Source organism: Janthinobacterium sp. TPC_1, from assembly GCF_056037845.1.
Genome location: NZ_CP195157.1, coordinates 1,440,904 through 1,456,094 on the forward strand (window position 1 = coordinate 1,440,904; position 15,191 = coordinate 1,456,094).

Sequence of the window (15,191 nt, forward strand, 5' to 3'; positions counted from 1 at the left end):
TCGCTGTTGCTGTTGACCTGTGCCGCCCTGCCCGCGCAGGCGGACGAGCACACCGTCGTGGTGACGGCCGCCGCACCGCAAAAGGGCTGCGTGGAAGTGGAAGTCGATGGCAAGCGCGCGCAATCAATGTCTTGCCTGCCGCGAAAAATTACTGCCGCCGGCCAACGCCGCAGCCAGGCCGCAGCCCGCCCTGTCCGGTGCGGAAGCGACCATGCAGCGTCCGTCCAACCAGCTGGGCCTGTACAACCGCGCCGCCCTCGAACACCGCATGGGCAATGCCTTCGGCAAGTCCGTCACGCCGCAGAGGCCGGCACCGCCGCCGCCCGCCAGCCCGCTGCTGCCGCCCCGTTAAAGGTGTTGTCAACGCACAGTCCATTTGCGCTGTCAAGATTGCGCAATCGCGCCGATTGCGTATCATTCCAGGCTTGATCGCTCTGGAAACAACCATGCTGCCCACTATCGAACAACGCCTTGCCCTTGAACTTGCCGCCAAACCGGTGCAGGTTGCCGCCGCCATCGAACTGCTCGACGAAGGCGCCACCGTGCCCTTCATCGCCCGTTACCGCAAGGAAGCGACCGGCGGCCTCGACGATATCCAGCTACGCCTGCTCGAAGAGCGTTTGCGCTACCTGCGCGAACTGGAAGAGCGGCGCGCCGCCATCGTGGCCTCGATCACGGAACAGAACAAGATGACGCCCGAACTGCTCGACGCCGTCATGCACGCGGAAGACAAGACGCGCCTGGAAGACCTGTATTTGCCATATAAACAGAAGCGCCGCACGAAGGCGCAGATCGCCATCGAAGCGGGCCTGATGCCGCTGGCCGACGGTTTATTGGAGAACCCGGAACTGACGCCGGAAATGGAAGCGGGCAAGTTCCTGCGCGAGGCGTTTACGAGTGCCGACGGCAACAACCCGGGCGTGGCCGACACCAAGGCGGCCCTCGACGGCGCGCGCCAGATCCTGATGGAGCGCTTCGCCGAAGACGCGACCCTGCTGCAAACCTTGCGCGAATACGTGCAGGAACACGGCATCGTCGAATCGAAAGTGGTGGAAGGCAAGCAGGACGAAGGCGAAAAATTCGCCGATTATTTCGACTACTCGGAAACCATTTCCACCGTGCCATCTCACCGCGCGCTGGCGCTGCTGCGCGGCCGCCGCGAAGGCATCCTCGACGTCACCCTGCGCCTGGACACGGAAGCGGAAAAACCGAAATGGGATGCGCCGCACAACCCGTGCGAAGGCCGCATCGCCGCCCGCTTCGGCATCAAGCAGCAAGGCCGCCCGGCCGACAAGTGGCTGGCGGACACGGCGCGCTGGACCTGGCGCGTGAAAAGCTTCATGCACCTGGAAACGGAACTGATGGGCGCGCTGCGCGAACGCTCGGAACTCGACGCGATCAACGTCTTCGCCACCAATCTGAAGGCGCTGCTGCTGGCCGCGCCGGCCGGCCAGCGCGCCACCATGGGCCTCGATCCCGGCCTGCGCACGGGCGTCAAGGTCGCCGTCGTCGATGCCACCGGTAAAGTGGTCGACACGGCCGTGATCTACCCGCACCAGCCGAAGAACGACTGGGATGGCTCCTTGCACACCCTGGGCCGTCTTGCTGCCAAGCACAATGTGTCGCTGATTTCGATTGGCAACGGCACCGCCTCGCGCGAGACGGACAAGTTGGCGCAAGACTTGATCAAGCAGCACCCGGAAGCGAAGATGACGAAGATCGTCGTCTCGGAAGCGGGCGCGTCGGTGTATTCGGCGTCCGAATTCGCTTCGAAAGAGTTGCCGGACATGGATGTGTCCCTGCGCGGCGCCGTGTCGATCGCGCGCCGCCTGCAAGACCCGCTGGCCGAACTGGTCAAGATTGACCCGAAATCGATCGGCGTGGGCCAGTATCAGCATGATGTAAGTCAAAGCCAGTTGGCCCGCTCGCTCGATGCCGTGGTGGAAGATTGCGTGAACGCCGTGGGCGTGGACGTGAACACGGCGTCCGCTCCCCTGCTGGCGCGCGTGTCCGGCCTGTCGGCCAGCGTGGCGCAAAGCATCGTCACCTACCGCGACATGAAGGGCGCGTTCACCTCGCGCGCGGCCTTGAAAGCCGTGCCGCGCCTGGGAGATAAAACGTACGAACAGGCGGCGGGCTTCCTCCTGCGCGTGATGGGCGGCGAGAACCCGCTGGACGCCTCGGCCGTCCACCCGGAATCGTACCCGCTGGTGGAAAAGATTTTGGCGGACATCAAGAAGGATATCAAGGCCGTCATCGGCGAAACGGCGCTGCTGAAAACCCTCAGCCCGGCAAAGTACGCGGATGAAACCTTCGGTGTGCCGACCATTAGCGATATTCTGAAGGAACTGGAAAAGCCGGGCCGCGACCCGCGTCCGGAATTTACCACCGCCACCTTCAAGGAAGGCGTGGAAGAAATCCGCGACTTGCGCCCGGACATGATTTTAGAAGGCGTCGTCACCAACGTGGCCGCCTTTGGCGCCTTCGTCGACATCGGCGTGCACCAGGATGGCCTCGTGCACATCTCGGCCCTGTCGAACACCTTCGTCAAAGACCCGCACACGGTGGTCAAGGCCGGACAAGTCGTGCGCGTCAAAGTGCTGGAAGTCGACGAGAAGCGCAAACGCATCGCGCTGACCATGCGTTTGACGGACAGCGCGCCGCAGGCGGGCAGCAAGCCGGAGCAGCGTGGCGACCGCAACGACCGCCGCAGCATGGCGCAGCACCAGTCGCAGTCGCGCAACGCGCCGGAGCCGGCCGGCAGCATGGCCGCCGCCTTCGCCAAGCTGCGCGGCTAAGCCCATGGCCGCCGGGCATGACCTCGTCATCCTGGCGGTGGATGCCGCCGGCCCGGATGCCCGGCTGCTGCTCGACGCATTGTCGGACGCGCTGCTGCGCATCAATGGCGACAGCGGCCGCTCCTCCTTCGACGTGGAGGCGGCAACGCCGCGCGGCGGCTTTTATCTGGCCCGCGACAGCGCCGGCACCCTGCTCGGTTGCGCCGCCCTGCGGCCGCTGGGCGAAGCGGACAGCGCCATAGGCGAACTCAAGCGCATGTATGCGCGCCCCGGCAGCACCGGCGCGGGCGCGGCCCTGCTGGCCCATGTGGAGGCGCAGGCGCGTGGACATGGCTACCAGGCCCTGCATTTGTCCACCCGCGTGGCGAATGGCCGCGCGGTGGCGTTTTATGCCAAACACGGCTATGTGCCGGTCATTGCCTGGGGTAAATACGTGGGCGCGGCGCAATCGACCTGCCTGGGCAAGACCTTATAAGCGTCAACGTGGCTGACTTGCCCGATTTATGACCTGAGCGCATACCCGTGCCGTCGTTTTCTTATAAAATGACGGCATCTATTTATTTACCCATCAGAGGCAGCTATGAGCGACGTACAAACCTGGATCAAAGAAACCGTGACGAACACGCCAGTCGTGCTGTTCATGAAGGGCACGGCCCAGTTCCCGCAGTGCGGCTTTTCCGGCCGCGCCATCCAGATCCTGAAAGCATGCGGCGTAGAAAACATCGCCACCGTCAACGTGCTGGACGACCCGGAAGTGCGCCAGGGCATCAAGGATTACTCGAACTGGCCAACCATTCCACAGCTGTATGTCAAAGGCGAGTTCATCGGTGGTTCCGATATCATGAATGAAATGTTTGAATCGGGCGAACTGAAGTCCCTGCTGGATGCCTGATAGCCAAACGCAGCGGCCGCGCCGTATCGTCGTGGCCATCACGGGCGCCACGGGCGCCGTGTATGGCTTGCGGCTGCTGCAATTGCTCGGCGCCATCCCCGGCGTCGAGACGCATCTGATCCTGTCCGATGCCGCTGTTTTGACCCTGCACCAGGAAACGGGCGTGGGGCGCAAGGACATCGAAGCGCAGGCGCACGTGGTGCACAAGCTGCGCGATATCGGCGCGTCAATCGCCAGCGGCTCGTTTCAATCGGATGGCATGGTCGTCGCGCCGTGCTCGATGAAGACCCTGGCGGCCGTCGCGCATGGCTTGTCGGATAATCTGATCACGCGGGCAGCCGATGTGGTGCTCAAGGAGCGCCGGCGCCTGATCCTGATGGTGCGCGAAACGCCGTTCAACCTGGCGCACCTGCGCAATATGACGGCCGTGACCGAAATGGGCGGCATCATCTTCCCGCCATTACCGAGCTTTTACCACCACCCGCAGAGCATTGCGGACATGGTCGACCATACGGTGGCGCGCGTCATCGACCTGCTCGGCATCGAGCACGCCCTGGCGCCGCGGTGGAATGGCCTTAAAGCGTCAGAAACCTGACATCACCAACGCAATCAACTTATAAGCGGGGAAACCCCTGCCAAGTCACGATGCCTGACAAAAGCGTAGCGAGCGGCAGTGAGGCTCGGCGCCCCCTTGTGGCCAAGAAGCGCAACCGTGCTGAAGCACGGGGGCGCCGAGCCGGTGAGCATCGCAGACTACCTATGCCGACGCGCAGCAGCTTTGGTCAGGCATCCACCACTCAGCGTTTTTCGAACTGAACGGCACTGGCCTGCTTCAAATCCCTGGCTTCTTCAACCATCCTGCGGTGGGCGATCCGTTTGCGCATCACTTCCGCATGTTGCGCGGCAGTCATGGGGGGCACGGTCATCAAGTCTTTCAGCTGCGCGGTATTGCTGTAGTTACTTTTCATAAGACGGCTCAAATGCTCGGCTCCGTAGTGGATGAACTGGCTGCTTCTGATGTGATTATGCGCTGGTATTGGCCGCTGCGCCGCTGCGTGCGGGATTATTGTCAAATAATTCCGCTGCAGCGCAACATGCGAGGTCTTATTGTGCGGCAAAATCATGTCTCCAGTATGACCTTGCGCAAATAAAAGAACAGGAAGAGCACCGTCAGCAAAAAGCGGACGGCGCCGGCCGGGGATGGCCTGAATGCTTACTTTTGGTAGTTGACTCTCACCAGCATGCGAATAAATTCTCGCGCGATTTGACGATGATGTTCATCCAATCTTTGCAAATCGGCAATTAATTTCACATCAGCGGACTCAAAACGCGACAAAGCGCTGCCCGCTTCGCCATTCGGCGTGGCGCTTTCCGGACCGCCAAAACGCAACCATTCCGCCGGAACGCCCAACCATTGGGCAATCATGCGCAATTTCTCTTGCGTGGGAATTGCTTCACCTACTAACCATTTCCTAGCTGCATGCACAGTAATCGGGCGTCCGTCGAAACGGATGTTGAATTCCCGGGCCAGTCTGGTCGGGCTGTCTGGAGAGTAATGGGCGTTTTTGAGAGCCAACTGAAGTCGCTGGCTGAAGCTTTCGCGTTCGTTAGAAGAATTCATAGGTGTACTATTTCATGTTGTAACATGAAAGTCAGTTTCTTGAATGACCATACAGATTGTTACATTTGAAAAGAGTATCAATTAACAATTAACACTCCGGCCGGCCTTTCCGGGTGAAAATGTGGGCCGAATTTTCTCTTGCGATTCTGTGTGGCTTCGGGTCAAATTCGCGGCTAGCCTTGATTTTCGCACTGCAGCACGATTCAAAGCCTCGGTTTGGCATTACAACGTACGGTATCGGATAATGCCCTCCTCTATCGATACGCGCAATGCCTATGCCATACAATTTCTTGTAGACAAAGTTTTCAGAAGGGCCATTTTGTTTTCAATATAGAAACAATCTGAACAGCGTACTCATAGTGGAACGTTGTTTTTTGATCGTGCCTAATGGAAAGAATCTGCGCCAAAAAAATTTTACTGCCATCGTAGCGAAAAGAATGTCGCAGTTATGCCAGGAAAGCTCTTTTTGGTGTCATCTTGGCCACCAACTCTCGATCTTAAGCGCGTTTGCGCAAGAAGAATCAATTTATTTTCAGTAATTGTTGTCTTATTCGCCAAATAGCCCCCCTCTGCGCCTTCTTTTGTTGCAGCACGGGCAGGGCACGCTACAATAGTATTGACGTTGACGTAAACGGCACTTTGCCCCCTTTTCTCGCAGTACCCATCGAGCTACCGATCACCCATGCAACCGACACCGCCCGCCCCCATGACGACCTATACCATCACCGAACTGGCGCGGGAATTCGACATCACGGCGCGCGCCATCCGTTTCTATGAAGACCAGGGCTTGCTCAGCCCGAAACGCGCGAAGGCGCAGGCGGGCGCAGCCGGTCTACACGCCGCGCGACCGCACCCGCCTGAAGCTGACCCTGCGCGGCAAGCGCCTGGGCCTGGCGTTGTCGGAGATCAAGAGCCTGGTCGACATGTACGAGTCGCCGAAGGACACGCGCGCGCAGATGGACCGCTTCCTGGGCGTCCTGGCGCAGCACCGCCAGACCCTGGAGCAGCAGCGCATCGATATCGAAATGGCACTGGCGGAAATCAGCGCGCATGAAGACGCGTGCGCGCGCATGCTGGCGGACTTGAACCTTGATAAGGCGCAAACAAACTAAAGACGCAGGCAGGGGACAGTTGCCGCGCGCAGCGCTTTACGTTTACGTAAACGTCACAACTGAGTATCATAGCTTCACTGACCCGGCACCCATGACCGCCACACTTATAACGACGACGAGGACGACATGCTCCATCTCCCAGGCTTGACCTTTGACCACGGCGACGACATCGCCTCGCTGCGCGAAGCGATCCAACAATTTGCCGCCGCCGAAATCGCGCCGCGCGCGGCCGAGATCGACCGCACCGACCAGTTCCCCATGGATCTGTGGCGCAAGATGGGCGACATGGGCTTGCTCGGCATTACCGTCAGCGAAGAATACGGCGGCGCCGGCATGGGCTACCTGGCGCACATCATTGCCATGGAAGAAATCTCGCGCGCCTCGGCTTCCGTCGGCCTGTCCTACGGCGCCCACTCGAACCTGTGCGTGAACCAGATCAAGCGCAACGGCACGGCCGAGCAAAAAGCCAAATACCTGCCGAAACTGATCACGGGCGAGCACATCGGCGCCCTGGCCATGTCGGAACCGAATGCCGGTTCCGACGTCGTCAGCATGAAGCTGCGCGCCGACTTCAAGGGCGACCGCTGGGTCTTGAATGGCACCAAGATGTGGATCACCAACGGCCCCGATGCGGACGTGCTGGTGGTGTACGCGAAGAACGACCTGGAAGCGGGCCCGCGCGGCATGACGGCTTTCCTGATCGAAAAGAATTTCAAGGGCTTTTCCATCGCGCAAAAGCTCGACAAGCTGGGCATGCGCGGTTCGCACACGGGCGAACTGGTGTTCCAGGATTGCGAAGTGCCGGCCGAAAACGTGCTCGGCGGCCTGGGCAAGGGCGTCAACGTGCTGATGTCGGGCCTCGATTTCGAGCGCACCGTGCTGTCCGGCGGCCCGCTGGGCATCATGCAGGCCTGCATGGATCTGGTCGTGCCCTACGTGCATGACCGCAAGCAATTCGGCCAGCCCATCGGCGAATTCCAGTTGATGCAAGGTAAGCTGGCCGATATGTATTCGACCATGATGGCGTGCAAGGCCTATGTGTATGCCGTGGGCCAGGCTTGCGACCGCGCCACCACGCCGGAAGCCGTGCGCCAGCTGCGCAAGGATGCGGCCGGCGCCATTCTGTATAGTGCGGAGAAGGCAACCTGGATGGCAGGCGAAGCGATCCAGGCCCTGGGCGGCAACGGCTACATCAACGAGTATCCGGCCGGCCGCCTGTGGCGCGATGCCAAGCTGTACGAAATCGGCGCCGGGACCAGCGAAATCCGCCGCATGCTGATCGGCCGCGAACTGTTTGCGGAAACCAAGTAAGCACGGGCGCGCGGCGATCGACTGGGTGAGGAGCCATTCATGCGAGCACAGCTATGACGCACATTGCCTTCCCCAAATTGCTTTCTTCCCAGATTGCATTCGATATCGCGCGCACCATCCGCGACGGCTTCGACAAGCATTACCGCCTGTTCCGCGCAACGAGCCAGCAAGCCAAGCAGTATTTCGAGCAAGGCGCCTGGAGCGCGGCACAGGCGGCGGCCCGCGAACGCATCGACTTTTATGACAAGCGCGTGCAGGAATGCGTGCAGATGCTCGAAGATGAGTACGAAGAGTCGGAGTTGAGCGACGAAGTGTGGCGCGAACTCAAGCTGCACTACATCGGCATGCTGACGGAACACAAGCAGCCGGAACTGGCGGAAACCTTCTTCAATTCCGTCTGCTGCAACAAATCCTGCACCGCACGTATTTCAATAACGACTATATTTTCGTGCGCCCCGTCGTTTCCACGGAATACATCGAAACACAAGACCCCGCTCCTACTTACCGCGTGTATTACCCGGGCAAGGATGGCTTGCGCCACACCTTGCAGCGCATGGTGAGCAACTTCCAGCTGGACTGCGCATTTGCCAACCTGGAGCGCGACGTGGCCCAGGTGGAAGCGCGCCTGCGGCAGCTGTTCGGCAGCGACCGGCTGGAGCCGAACCACCAGCTCCAGGTACTGACCAGTTTGTTCTACCGCAACAAGGGCGCCTACCTGGTCGGCAAGGGCATCAACGGCAACCGCGAATACCCGTTCGTCGTGCCCATCTTGCACAACCGCCACGGCAAGCTGGTGCTCGACACGGTGCTGTTCGAGCAGCAGCAAATCGCCGTGCTGTTTTCGTTTACGCGCGCGTATTTCCTGGTGGATATGGAAGTGCCGTCCGCCTACGTGCAATTTCTCCGAAGTTTTGCTCCCGCGCAAGCCTCGCAGTGAGATTTATACGATACTGGGCTTGCAAAAGCAGGGCAAGACCTTGTTTTACCGCGACTACCTGCAGCATTTAAAACACTCGTCGGATCACTTCGAGAGCGCGCCCGGCATTCGCGGCCTGGTGATGCTGGTATTTGCCCTGCCGTCGTTTCCGTATGTCTTCAAGGTGATCAAGGATTTCTTTCCTCCTCCCAAGGAAACCACGCGCGCGCAAGTCCAGCAAAAGTATTTGCTGGTGAAACACCACGACCGCGTGGGCCGCATGGCCGACACGCTCGAGTATTCCAATGTGGCTTTTCCCCGTGCCCGTTTTGCCGCGGAACTGCTGGCAGAACTGAAGCAGTTCGCCCCCTCGCTGATCGAGGAAGAGCACGGGCAGATCATCATCCGCCACCTGTACATCGAGCGGCGCATGGTGCCGCTGAACATGTGGCTGAGCAATGCCGAAAAGGAAGGCCGCGACGACCTGGTCGAACACGCCATCGTCGAATACGGCAACGCCATCAAGGAATTGGTGGCGGCAAATATTTTTCCGGGCGACATGCTGTACAAAAACTTTGGCGTGACCCGTCATCAGCGTGTCGTATTTTACGATTACGATGAAATCGAGTACATCACCGATTGCCAGTTCCGCGCCATCCCGCAAGCCCGCACGGAGGAGGAAGAAATGTCGGCCGAACCGTGGTATCCCATCGGCAAGCACGATGTGTTTCCCGAGCAATTCGGCACCTTCCTGCTGGGTAATCCCCGCATCCGTAAATATTTCATGCAGCACCATGCCGACCTGCTGACGGCGCAATATTGGCAGGCGCGCAAGCAGCGCATCGAAGACGGCCATATCGAGGACGTCTTCCCGTATCCGCAGCACCTGCGTTTTTGTATGCAGTCACCTTCCCTACCCTCAACCGGAGATCCAACATGAATGATCCAGTCGTAATCGTCGGTGCCGCGCGCACCCCCATGGGCGCCTTCCAGGGCGACTTTGCCAACGTCACCGCCAGCGACCTGGGCGCTGTCGCCATCCGCGCCGCCGTCGAACGGTCCGGCGTGGCGCCGGATGCCGTGGAACACGTGTTTTTCGGCAATTGCCTGATGGCTGGCCAGGGCCAGGCGCCCGCGCGCCAGGCCTTGCGCAAGGCGGGCTTGCCCGATTCCACGGGCGCCGTGACCCTGTCGAAAATGTGCGGCTCGGCCATGCAGACGACCATGTTCGCGCACGACACCTTGCTCGCCGGCAGCGCCGATGTGGTGGTGGCGGGCGGCATGGAATCGATGACCAACGCCCCCTACCTGGTGCCAAAGGCGCGCGGCGGCTACCGCATCGGCCACGGCATGATCTATGACCACATGATGATGGATGGCCTGGAAGACGCCTACAGCCGCGACGAAAAGGGCAATGCCCGCTCGATGGGCACGTTTGCCGAAGAATGCGCCAGCCAGTACCAGTTCACGCGCGAAGCGCAGGACGCGTTTGCCATCGAATCCGTGAAACGCGCGCAAGCGGCCACCAAGGATGGCAGTTTCGAATGGGAAATCGTGCCAGTCACCGTTTCCGGCCGCGGCGGCGACACCGTCGTCAGCATCGATGAAGGCCCGCAAAAAGCCCGCCTGGAAAAAATCCCGACCTTGAAGGCGGCCTTCAAGAAGGATGGCACCATCACGGCCGCCTCGTCTTCGTCGATCAACGATGGCGCGGCAGCCCTGGTGCTGATGCGCGAATCGACGGCGAAAAAACTCGGCTGCACCGTCATCGCGAAAATCCACGGCCACGCCACGCACGCGCAGGCGCCGAACGAGTTCACCACGGCCCCCATCGGCGCAGTGAAAAAACTCTACGCCAAGACGGGCTGGAGCAGCAGCAATGTGGACTTGTTCGAGATCAATGAAGCGTTCGCCGCCGTGCCCATGGCTGCCATGCACGACCTGGACATTCCGCACAGCAAGATCAACATCCACGGCGGCGCCTGCGCGCTGGGCCACCCGATCGGCGCCTCGGGCGCGCGCATCATCGTCACTCTGCTGGGCGCCCTGAAAAAAACCGGCGGCAAGCGCGGCGTGGCGGCCCTGTGCATCGGCGGCGGCGAAGCGACGGCGATGGCGATCGAACTGGTATAAGCTCTTCCCGAGCACGGGCGCGCACGGCAGTTCACGGTGCGCGCCTTTCATTTTATTTTCAGGGAGAAAATATATGCCAACCGCATTGATCATCGGCGCCTCGCGCGGCATCGGCCACGAAATCGTCCGTCAATACCGCCACGACGGCTGGCGCGTGATCGCCACGGCGCGCACGCCGGACGCTTGCGACACCCTTGCGCAACTGGGCGCGGAAGCGCACCAGCTCGACGTGACGGATGTGGAAGGCTGTGCCGGCCTGGGCTGGAAGCTCGACGATGAAAAGCTCGACGTGGCGATCCTCAACGCGGGCGTGTACGGCCCCCGTCACGACGGTTTCCCTGCGCAAGCCGATTTCGACCTCGTCATGCACACCAACGTGCTGGCGGCCATGCGCCTGCTGCCGATATTGGCGCCGCTGGTGGCGAATGCCAAGGGCAAGCTGGCCGTGCTGTCCTCGCACATGGGCTCCCTGAGCGAACGGGGCAACCCCAGCGGTTCGCTGTACCGCGCCAGCAAGGCGGCCTTGAATTCCGTGCTGATCGACACGTCCCTCGTGCATGGCCCGCAAGGCGTCAGCTGCGTGGCCTTCCACCCGGGCTGGGTACGCACGGACATGGGCGGCGCCGGCGCCGATATTTCCCCCGAGGAAAGCGCAGCCGGCATCCGCGCCACGCTGGCCAGCCTGCCGGCCACGGACAAGGCCGTGTTCCGCAACTACGACGGCAAGCCCATCGCCTGGTAATTCCCTGAATCCACCATAAAAACAAACGAGACGACGTCCCATGATACTCAATGAAGAACAAACGATGATCCAGGAAGCGCTGCGCAGTTTTTCGCGCGAGCGCCTGGCGCCCAACGCGCCCCGCTGGGACAAGGAACATCATTTCCCGAAAGAAGAATTGCAGGAACTGGCCGCGCTGGGCGCCTTTGGCGTGGCCGTGCCGGAAGCGCTCGGTGGCGCCGGCCTCGACTACGTGTCCTTGGCCCTGGTGCTGGAAGAAATCGCCGCCGGCGATGGCGGCACCTCGACCATCATTTCCGTGAATAATTGCCCCGTGTGCAGCATCGCCATGATGTACGCCAACGATGCGCAAAAGGAACAATGGCTGCGTCCGCTGGCGCAAGGGACCATGCTGGGGGCGTTTTGCCTGACAGAACCGCACACGGGCAGCGACGCCTCGGCCCTGCGCACCACGGCCAGCCGCGACGGCAATGAATACGTGATCAACGGCACGAAACAATTCATTACCAGCGGCAAGTATGCGGACGTGGCCATCGTCATGGCCGTCACCGACAAGGCGGCCGGCAAGCGCGGCATCAGCGCCTTCTGGGTGCCGACGAACACGCCGGGCTACATCGTGGCGGGGCTGGAACAAAAGATGGGCCAGCATTCGTCGGACACGGCGCAAATCCTGTTCGAGAACTGCCGCATCCCGGCGGAAAATCTGATCGGCGAAGAAGGACAAGGCTACAAGATCGCCCTGTCCGGCCTGGAAGGCGGACGCATCGGCATCGCTTCGCAAGCCGTGGGCATGGCGCGCGCCGCGTATGAAGCGGCCCTGAGCTATGCGCGCGAACGGGAAAGCTTCGGCAAACCCATCTATGAACACCAGGCCGTGCAATTCCGCCTGGCCGACATGGCCACGCAGATCGAAGCGGCGCGCCAGCTGATCCGCCACGCGGCGGCCATGAAGGATGCGGGCCTGCCCTGCCTGAAGGAAGCGGCCATGGCCAAGCTGTTTGCGTCGGAAATGGCGGAAAAAGTGTGCTCGGACGCCATCCAGGTGCACGGCGGCTACGGTTATGTGTCCGACTTCCCCGTCGAGCGCATCTACCGCGACGTGCGCGTGTGCCAGATTTATGAGGGCACCAGCGATATCCAGAAGATACTCATCGCCAGAGCTTTGTAAACCCGAGGCAGATGCTGGGGTCGTACCCTGCAGGGTACGACCCGGGGTGACGCCCTTGGGTTTTCAATAGACGAAAAAAAAGCCTACTCAGGGTAGGCTTCGTTCCAATGTATTACCAATGCTTTAATCGTGTCATGGACGCCAGTGCTATCTGCAAAGTGCCTCCTGATTTTCGGACTCCCATGCTATCTGCATGGTGACTCCAAGTGTAAAATCGACCATCGTATCCGGAATTACAAAATCCATTTCTTCGCACTGTCACGCCATCGACATTACACCTGTCGGTCGCCGCGCTGAAACTGGATGGTGAGATGATTTGTTGCCAAATCTCAATCACTGAACGGAGTATAGCACAGCTTTTTGTGCGGTGCAACAACGAATTGAAGCCATACTTTAAATCAAGTCCTTAGCGCCAGCGGCTTGTCCTCTTCGCCGCCACGGGCCACTCTTTCATATTCGGAAATCACTTGCGCGCCCAGCAACAGCAAGGTGGCGCCGATTTCCAGGCTGAACATGACGACGATGGCCGTCGTCATCGAGCCATACACGACATTGACCTGCGACAAGGTGGAAAAATACCAGACCAGCACGTGGCGCGCGATTTCCCACAGCAGGGCCGCCGTCACGCCGCCGATCAGCGCATGCGTGATCGACAAGCGTCCGACCGGCATGACCAGGTAAATCGAGCTGAGCACGAGAATCTCTCCCGCCAGCCCCAGCAGATACAACAGCACGCCGGACACGCCTTCCAGGCCCCAGTCGTGGCGCAGGAAGCGCACGCTTTCCTCGCCCATCACCTGCAGGCTGCCCGCCACCAGGGTAATGAGCAAGATCCCCACGCCCAGGCACAGGATGTAGCAGTAGGGCAGCACGGCGGAAATGAGGAAATGGCGGCGGCGGATGGCGACGCGGTGAACAAAGATCACGCTCATGGCGTTTTCCAGCACGGTAAACGCCAGCGAGCTGAAAAACAGCATGGTCAGCAACAGCAGCCAGCCGATCACGCCCCGGTTGTCGAGAAAATGCGCGATCTCGCCCACGATGGCCTTCGATTGCCCCGGCACCAGCCATTCCAGGTAATGGCCGATTGTCTGCAGCAATTCATCTTGCGCGATCACGTGCGACAAGGCCACCACCACCAGCATCAGCAGGGGCACGATGGACAGCAGCGAGTAATACGCAACGGCGCCCGCCAGCAGCAAGCCCTGGTTGGCGCGGAAACCCTTGAGCACCTGCAGCGCGAAGGCCAGCGGGTGGCTGAGGATGTAGGTACTGGCGTGGCGGTTGATCATGTCGGGAGCGGTGTAGAAGGCGGCGCGGCCTCGTGCCACGCCTTATCACACTAGCATACTGACAATCTCCCCACTGCACCGTGCGCTAGCAGACGGCCGGCTCCAGCAGGGTCAAGGTTTGCCGGTCCGCATCCAGGGTCGCCAATATGCCCATCGGTAGCGTGAACTGGTGGCGGATGTGGCCAAACGAATAACCGCTGACGGCCGGCACGCTCAAGGGCAGCAGATGCTGGTCCAGGGTAGCATCGAGGGTCAGCGCCGTATCGCCCTCGGCCGCCTCGCAATGCTCGAAGATGCCCAGCATCAAGGCCGCCGCGTGCTTGAAACCAATGGACAGGTCGAGCTGGCACAGCATGCGGTCGATGCGATACGGCACTTCATTGATTTCTTCGAGGAAAAGGATGCGCTCGCGGAAATCGGCCGCATACGGCGTGCCGGCCAGCGCGCTGACCAGGCACAAGTTGCCGCCCGTCAAGCGTCCCGTCGCCTGGCCGCCGTGCACGGTGCGGATGGCGAAATTCGGCTGCGTCTGCGCGCGGCGGTGGTTGTCCAGCGCCATCGGTATCGTGTAGCTGTCTTGCGGCGTCATCAGCACATTGCGCAGCTGCGTCACCGTGTAATCGGAAAACGTGGATGAAGCCACGGGGCCGTGGAAAAGTCACCAGGCCCGTCTGGCGGCCGATGGCCAGGTGCAGGGCCGTGATGTCGGAATAGCCGATCAGCACTTTCGGATTGCGCTGGATCAAGCCATAGTCGAGCAGCGCCAGCAGCGAAATGCAGCCGGAACCGCCGCGGATGGCCCAGATCGCCTTGACCTCGGGATCGGCGAACGCCGCCTGCAGATCGTCGAGGCGCTGCTGCACCGTGCCCGCATAGTTGCCGTGCACGGCGCGGATATTCGCGCCCAGGCTGGCACGCAGTCCCAGCGATTCGATATTGCGCTGGGCCCTGGCGATGGCGTCCTCATCCGTAAAACCGCCCGGCGCGATGATGGCCACCAGGTCGCCGTCGCGCAGGCGCGCCGGTTTGATCAATGCGTGTTGCTGTTGCATGCGTTTGCCCTTCCCTTGCGCGGCCGCCGCCCACGCCGGTGTGCCTGCCGCCCCCACGGTGGCGGCCAGCAAGCCGCCGAAGCGGCGCCGGCTGAGATTGGTCTGACTGGACATGCGGCCCTTTCTAAAACAAAAAACGGCGACGCCAGGCGCC

At 61.0% G+C, this 15,191-nt stretch carries 14 protein-coding genes and 2 pseudogenes; 11 read left to right on the forward strand and 5 right to left on the reverse strand.

From position 1 onward, the window contains the following. Positions 1-106 precede the first annotated feature (106 nt). The 5 genes from ACQVLG_RS06990 to ACQVLG_RS07010 all read left to right on the forward strand — a co-directional run bounded on the left by ACQVLG_RS06990 (position 107) and on the right by ACQVLG_RS07010 (position 4,285). Complete coding sequence (locus tag ACQVLG_RS06990; protein ID WP_474293605.1) at positions 107-352, forward strand: hypothetical protein; 246 nt, start codon at positions 107-109, stop codon at positions 350-352. A gap of 94 nt (positions 353-446) precedes the next feature. After that, positions 447-2,798 (forward strand): Tex family protein, encoded by a 2,352-nt coding sequence (locus tag ACQVLG_RS06995; protein WP_474293607.1) that lies wholly within the window; start codon positions 447-449, stop codon positions 2,796-2,798. A gap of 4 nt (positions 2,799-2,802) precedes the next feature. Next, positions 2,803-3,273 (forward strand): GNAT family N-acetyltransferase, encoded by a 471-nt coding sequence (locus ACQVLG_RS07000; RefSeq protein ID WP_474293609.1) that lies wholly within the window; start codon positions 2,803-2,805, stop codon positions 3,271-3,273. 105 nt (positions 3,274-3,378) lie between these two features. Then, the gene (gene grxD / locus ACQVLG_RS07005; RefSeq protein ID WP_034753766.1) at positions 3,379-3,690 is read left to right on the forward strand and encodes a Grx4 family monothiol glutaredoxin; all 312 of its coding nucleotides are present in this window, start codon (positions 3,379-3,381) and stop codon (positions 3,688-3,690) included. Then, positions 3,683-4,285, forward strand: coding sequence for a UbiX family flavin prenyltransferase (locus tag ACQVLG_RS07010; RefSeq protein ID WP_230542046.1), 603 nt, complete (start codon positions 3,683-3,685; stop codon positions 4,283-4,285). The genes grxD and ACQVLG_RS07010 overlap by 8 nt, the downstream gene beginning before the upstream one ends. Positions 4,286-4,487: 202 nt before the next feature. Here the strand turns inward: ACQVLG_RS07010 and ACQVLG_RS07015 are convergent, their stop codons facing one another. Both ACQVLG_RS07015 and ACQVLG_RS07020 read right to left on the reverse strand, forming a co-directional pair. After that, complete coding sequence (locus ACQVLG_RS07015; protein WP_131689791.1) at positions 4,488-4,814, reverse strand: hypothetical protein; 327 nt, start codon at positions 4,812-4,814, stop codon at positions 4,488-4,490. 89 nt (positions 4,815-4,903) lie between these two features. Further along, entirely contained in the window at positions 4,904-5,311 is a 408-nt protein-coding gene (locus ACQVLG_RS07020; RefSeq protein ID WP_034753756.1) for a hypothetical protein, read from the reverse strand. A 706-nt stretch (positions 5,312-6,017) separates the two neighbouring features. Between ACQVLG_RS07020 and ACQVLG_RS07025 the strand changes: the two are divergent. The 6 genes and pseudogenes from ACQVLG_RS07025 (at position 6,018) to ACQVLG_RS07050 (ending at position 12,693) form a co-directional block, all read left to right on the forward strand. Beyond that, positions 6,018-6,423 (forward strand): annotated as a pseudogene (locus ACQVLG_RS07025) (MerR family transcriptional regulator). Positions 6,424-6,549: 126 nt separating this feature from the next. Then, positions 6,550-7,734 carry an isovaleryl-CoA dehydrogenase gene (locus ACQVLG_RS07030; protein ID WP_070260712.1) on the forward strand — a complete coding sequence of 395 codons (1,185 nt, stop codon included), beginning with the start codon at positions 6,550-6,552 and terminating at the stop codon, positions 7,732-7,734. 53 nt (positions 7,735-7,787) lie between these two features. Next, positions 7,788-9,590, forward strand: a pseudogene (gene aceK / locus ACQVLG_RS07035) (bifunctional isocitrate dehydrogenase kinase/phosphatase). Next, positions 9,587-10,783, forward strand: a complete 1,197-nt coding sequence (locus tag ACQVLG_RS07040) for an acetyl-CoA C-acyltransferase (protein WP_474293612.1) — start codon at positions 9,587-9,589, stop codon at positions 10,781-10,783. Before aceK ends, ACQVLG_RS07040 begins: the two are co-directional and overlap by 4 nt. 73 nt (positions 10,784-10,856) lie before the next feature. After that, positions 10,857-11,525, forward strand: a complete 669-nt coding sequence (locus ACQVLG_RS07045; RefSeq protein ID WP_474293614.1) for an SDR family oxidoreductase — start codon at positions 10,857-10,859, stop codon at positions 11,523-11,525. 40 nt (positions 11,526-11,565) lie between these two features. After that, positions 11,566-12,693 (forward strand): acyl-CoA dehydrogenase family protein, encoded by a 1,128-nt coding sequence (locus ACQVLG_RS07050; protein ID WP_474293616.1) that lies wholly within the window; start codon positions 11,566-11,568, stop codon positions 12,691-12,693. Positions 12,694-13,091: 398 nt separating this feature from the next. Here the strand turns inward: ACQVLG_RS07050 and ACQVLG_RS07055 are convergent, their stop codons facing one another. The 3 genes from ACQVLG_RS07055 to ACQVLG_RS07065 all read right to left on the reverse strand — a co-directional run bounded on the left by ACQVLG_RS07055 (position 13,092) and on the right by ACQVLG_RS07065 (position 15,151). Next, positions 13,092-13,985 (reverse strand): YihY/virulence factor BrkB family protein, encoded by an 894-nt coding sequence (locus ACQVLG_RS07055; protein ID WP_230542061.1) that lies wholly within the window; start codon positions 13,983-13,985, stop codon positions 13,092-13,094. Between the two features lie 85 nt (positions 13,986-14,070). After that, on the reverse strand, positions 14,071-14,445 hold the full coding sequence (locus tag ACQVLG_RS07060; RefSeq protein ID WP_474293618.1) for a hypothetical protein: 375 nt from the start codon (positions 14,443-14,445) through the stop codon (positions 14,071-14,073). After that, a complete protein-coding gene (locus ACQVLG_RS07065; RefSeq protein ID WP_474293620.1) occupies positions 14,363-15,151 on the reverse strand; it encodes a S66 peptidase family protein in 789 nt (262 codons plus the stop codon). The genes ACQVLG_RS07060 and ACQVLG_RS07065 overlap by 83 nt, the downstream gene beginning before the upstream one ends. Positions 15,152-15,191: the final 40 nt, after the last annotated feature.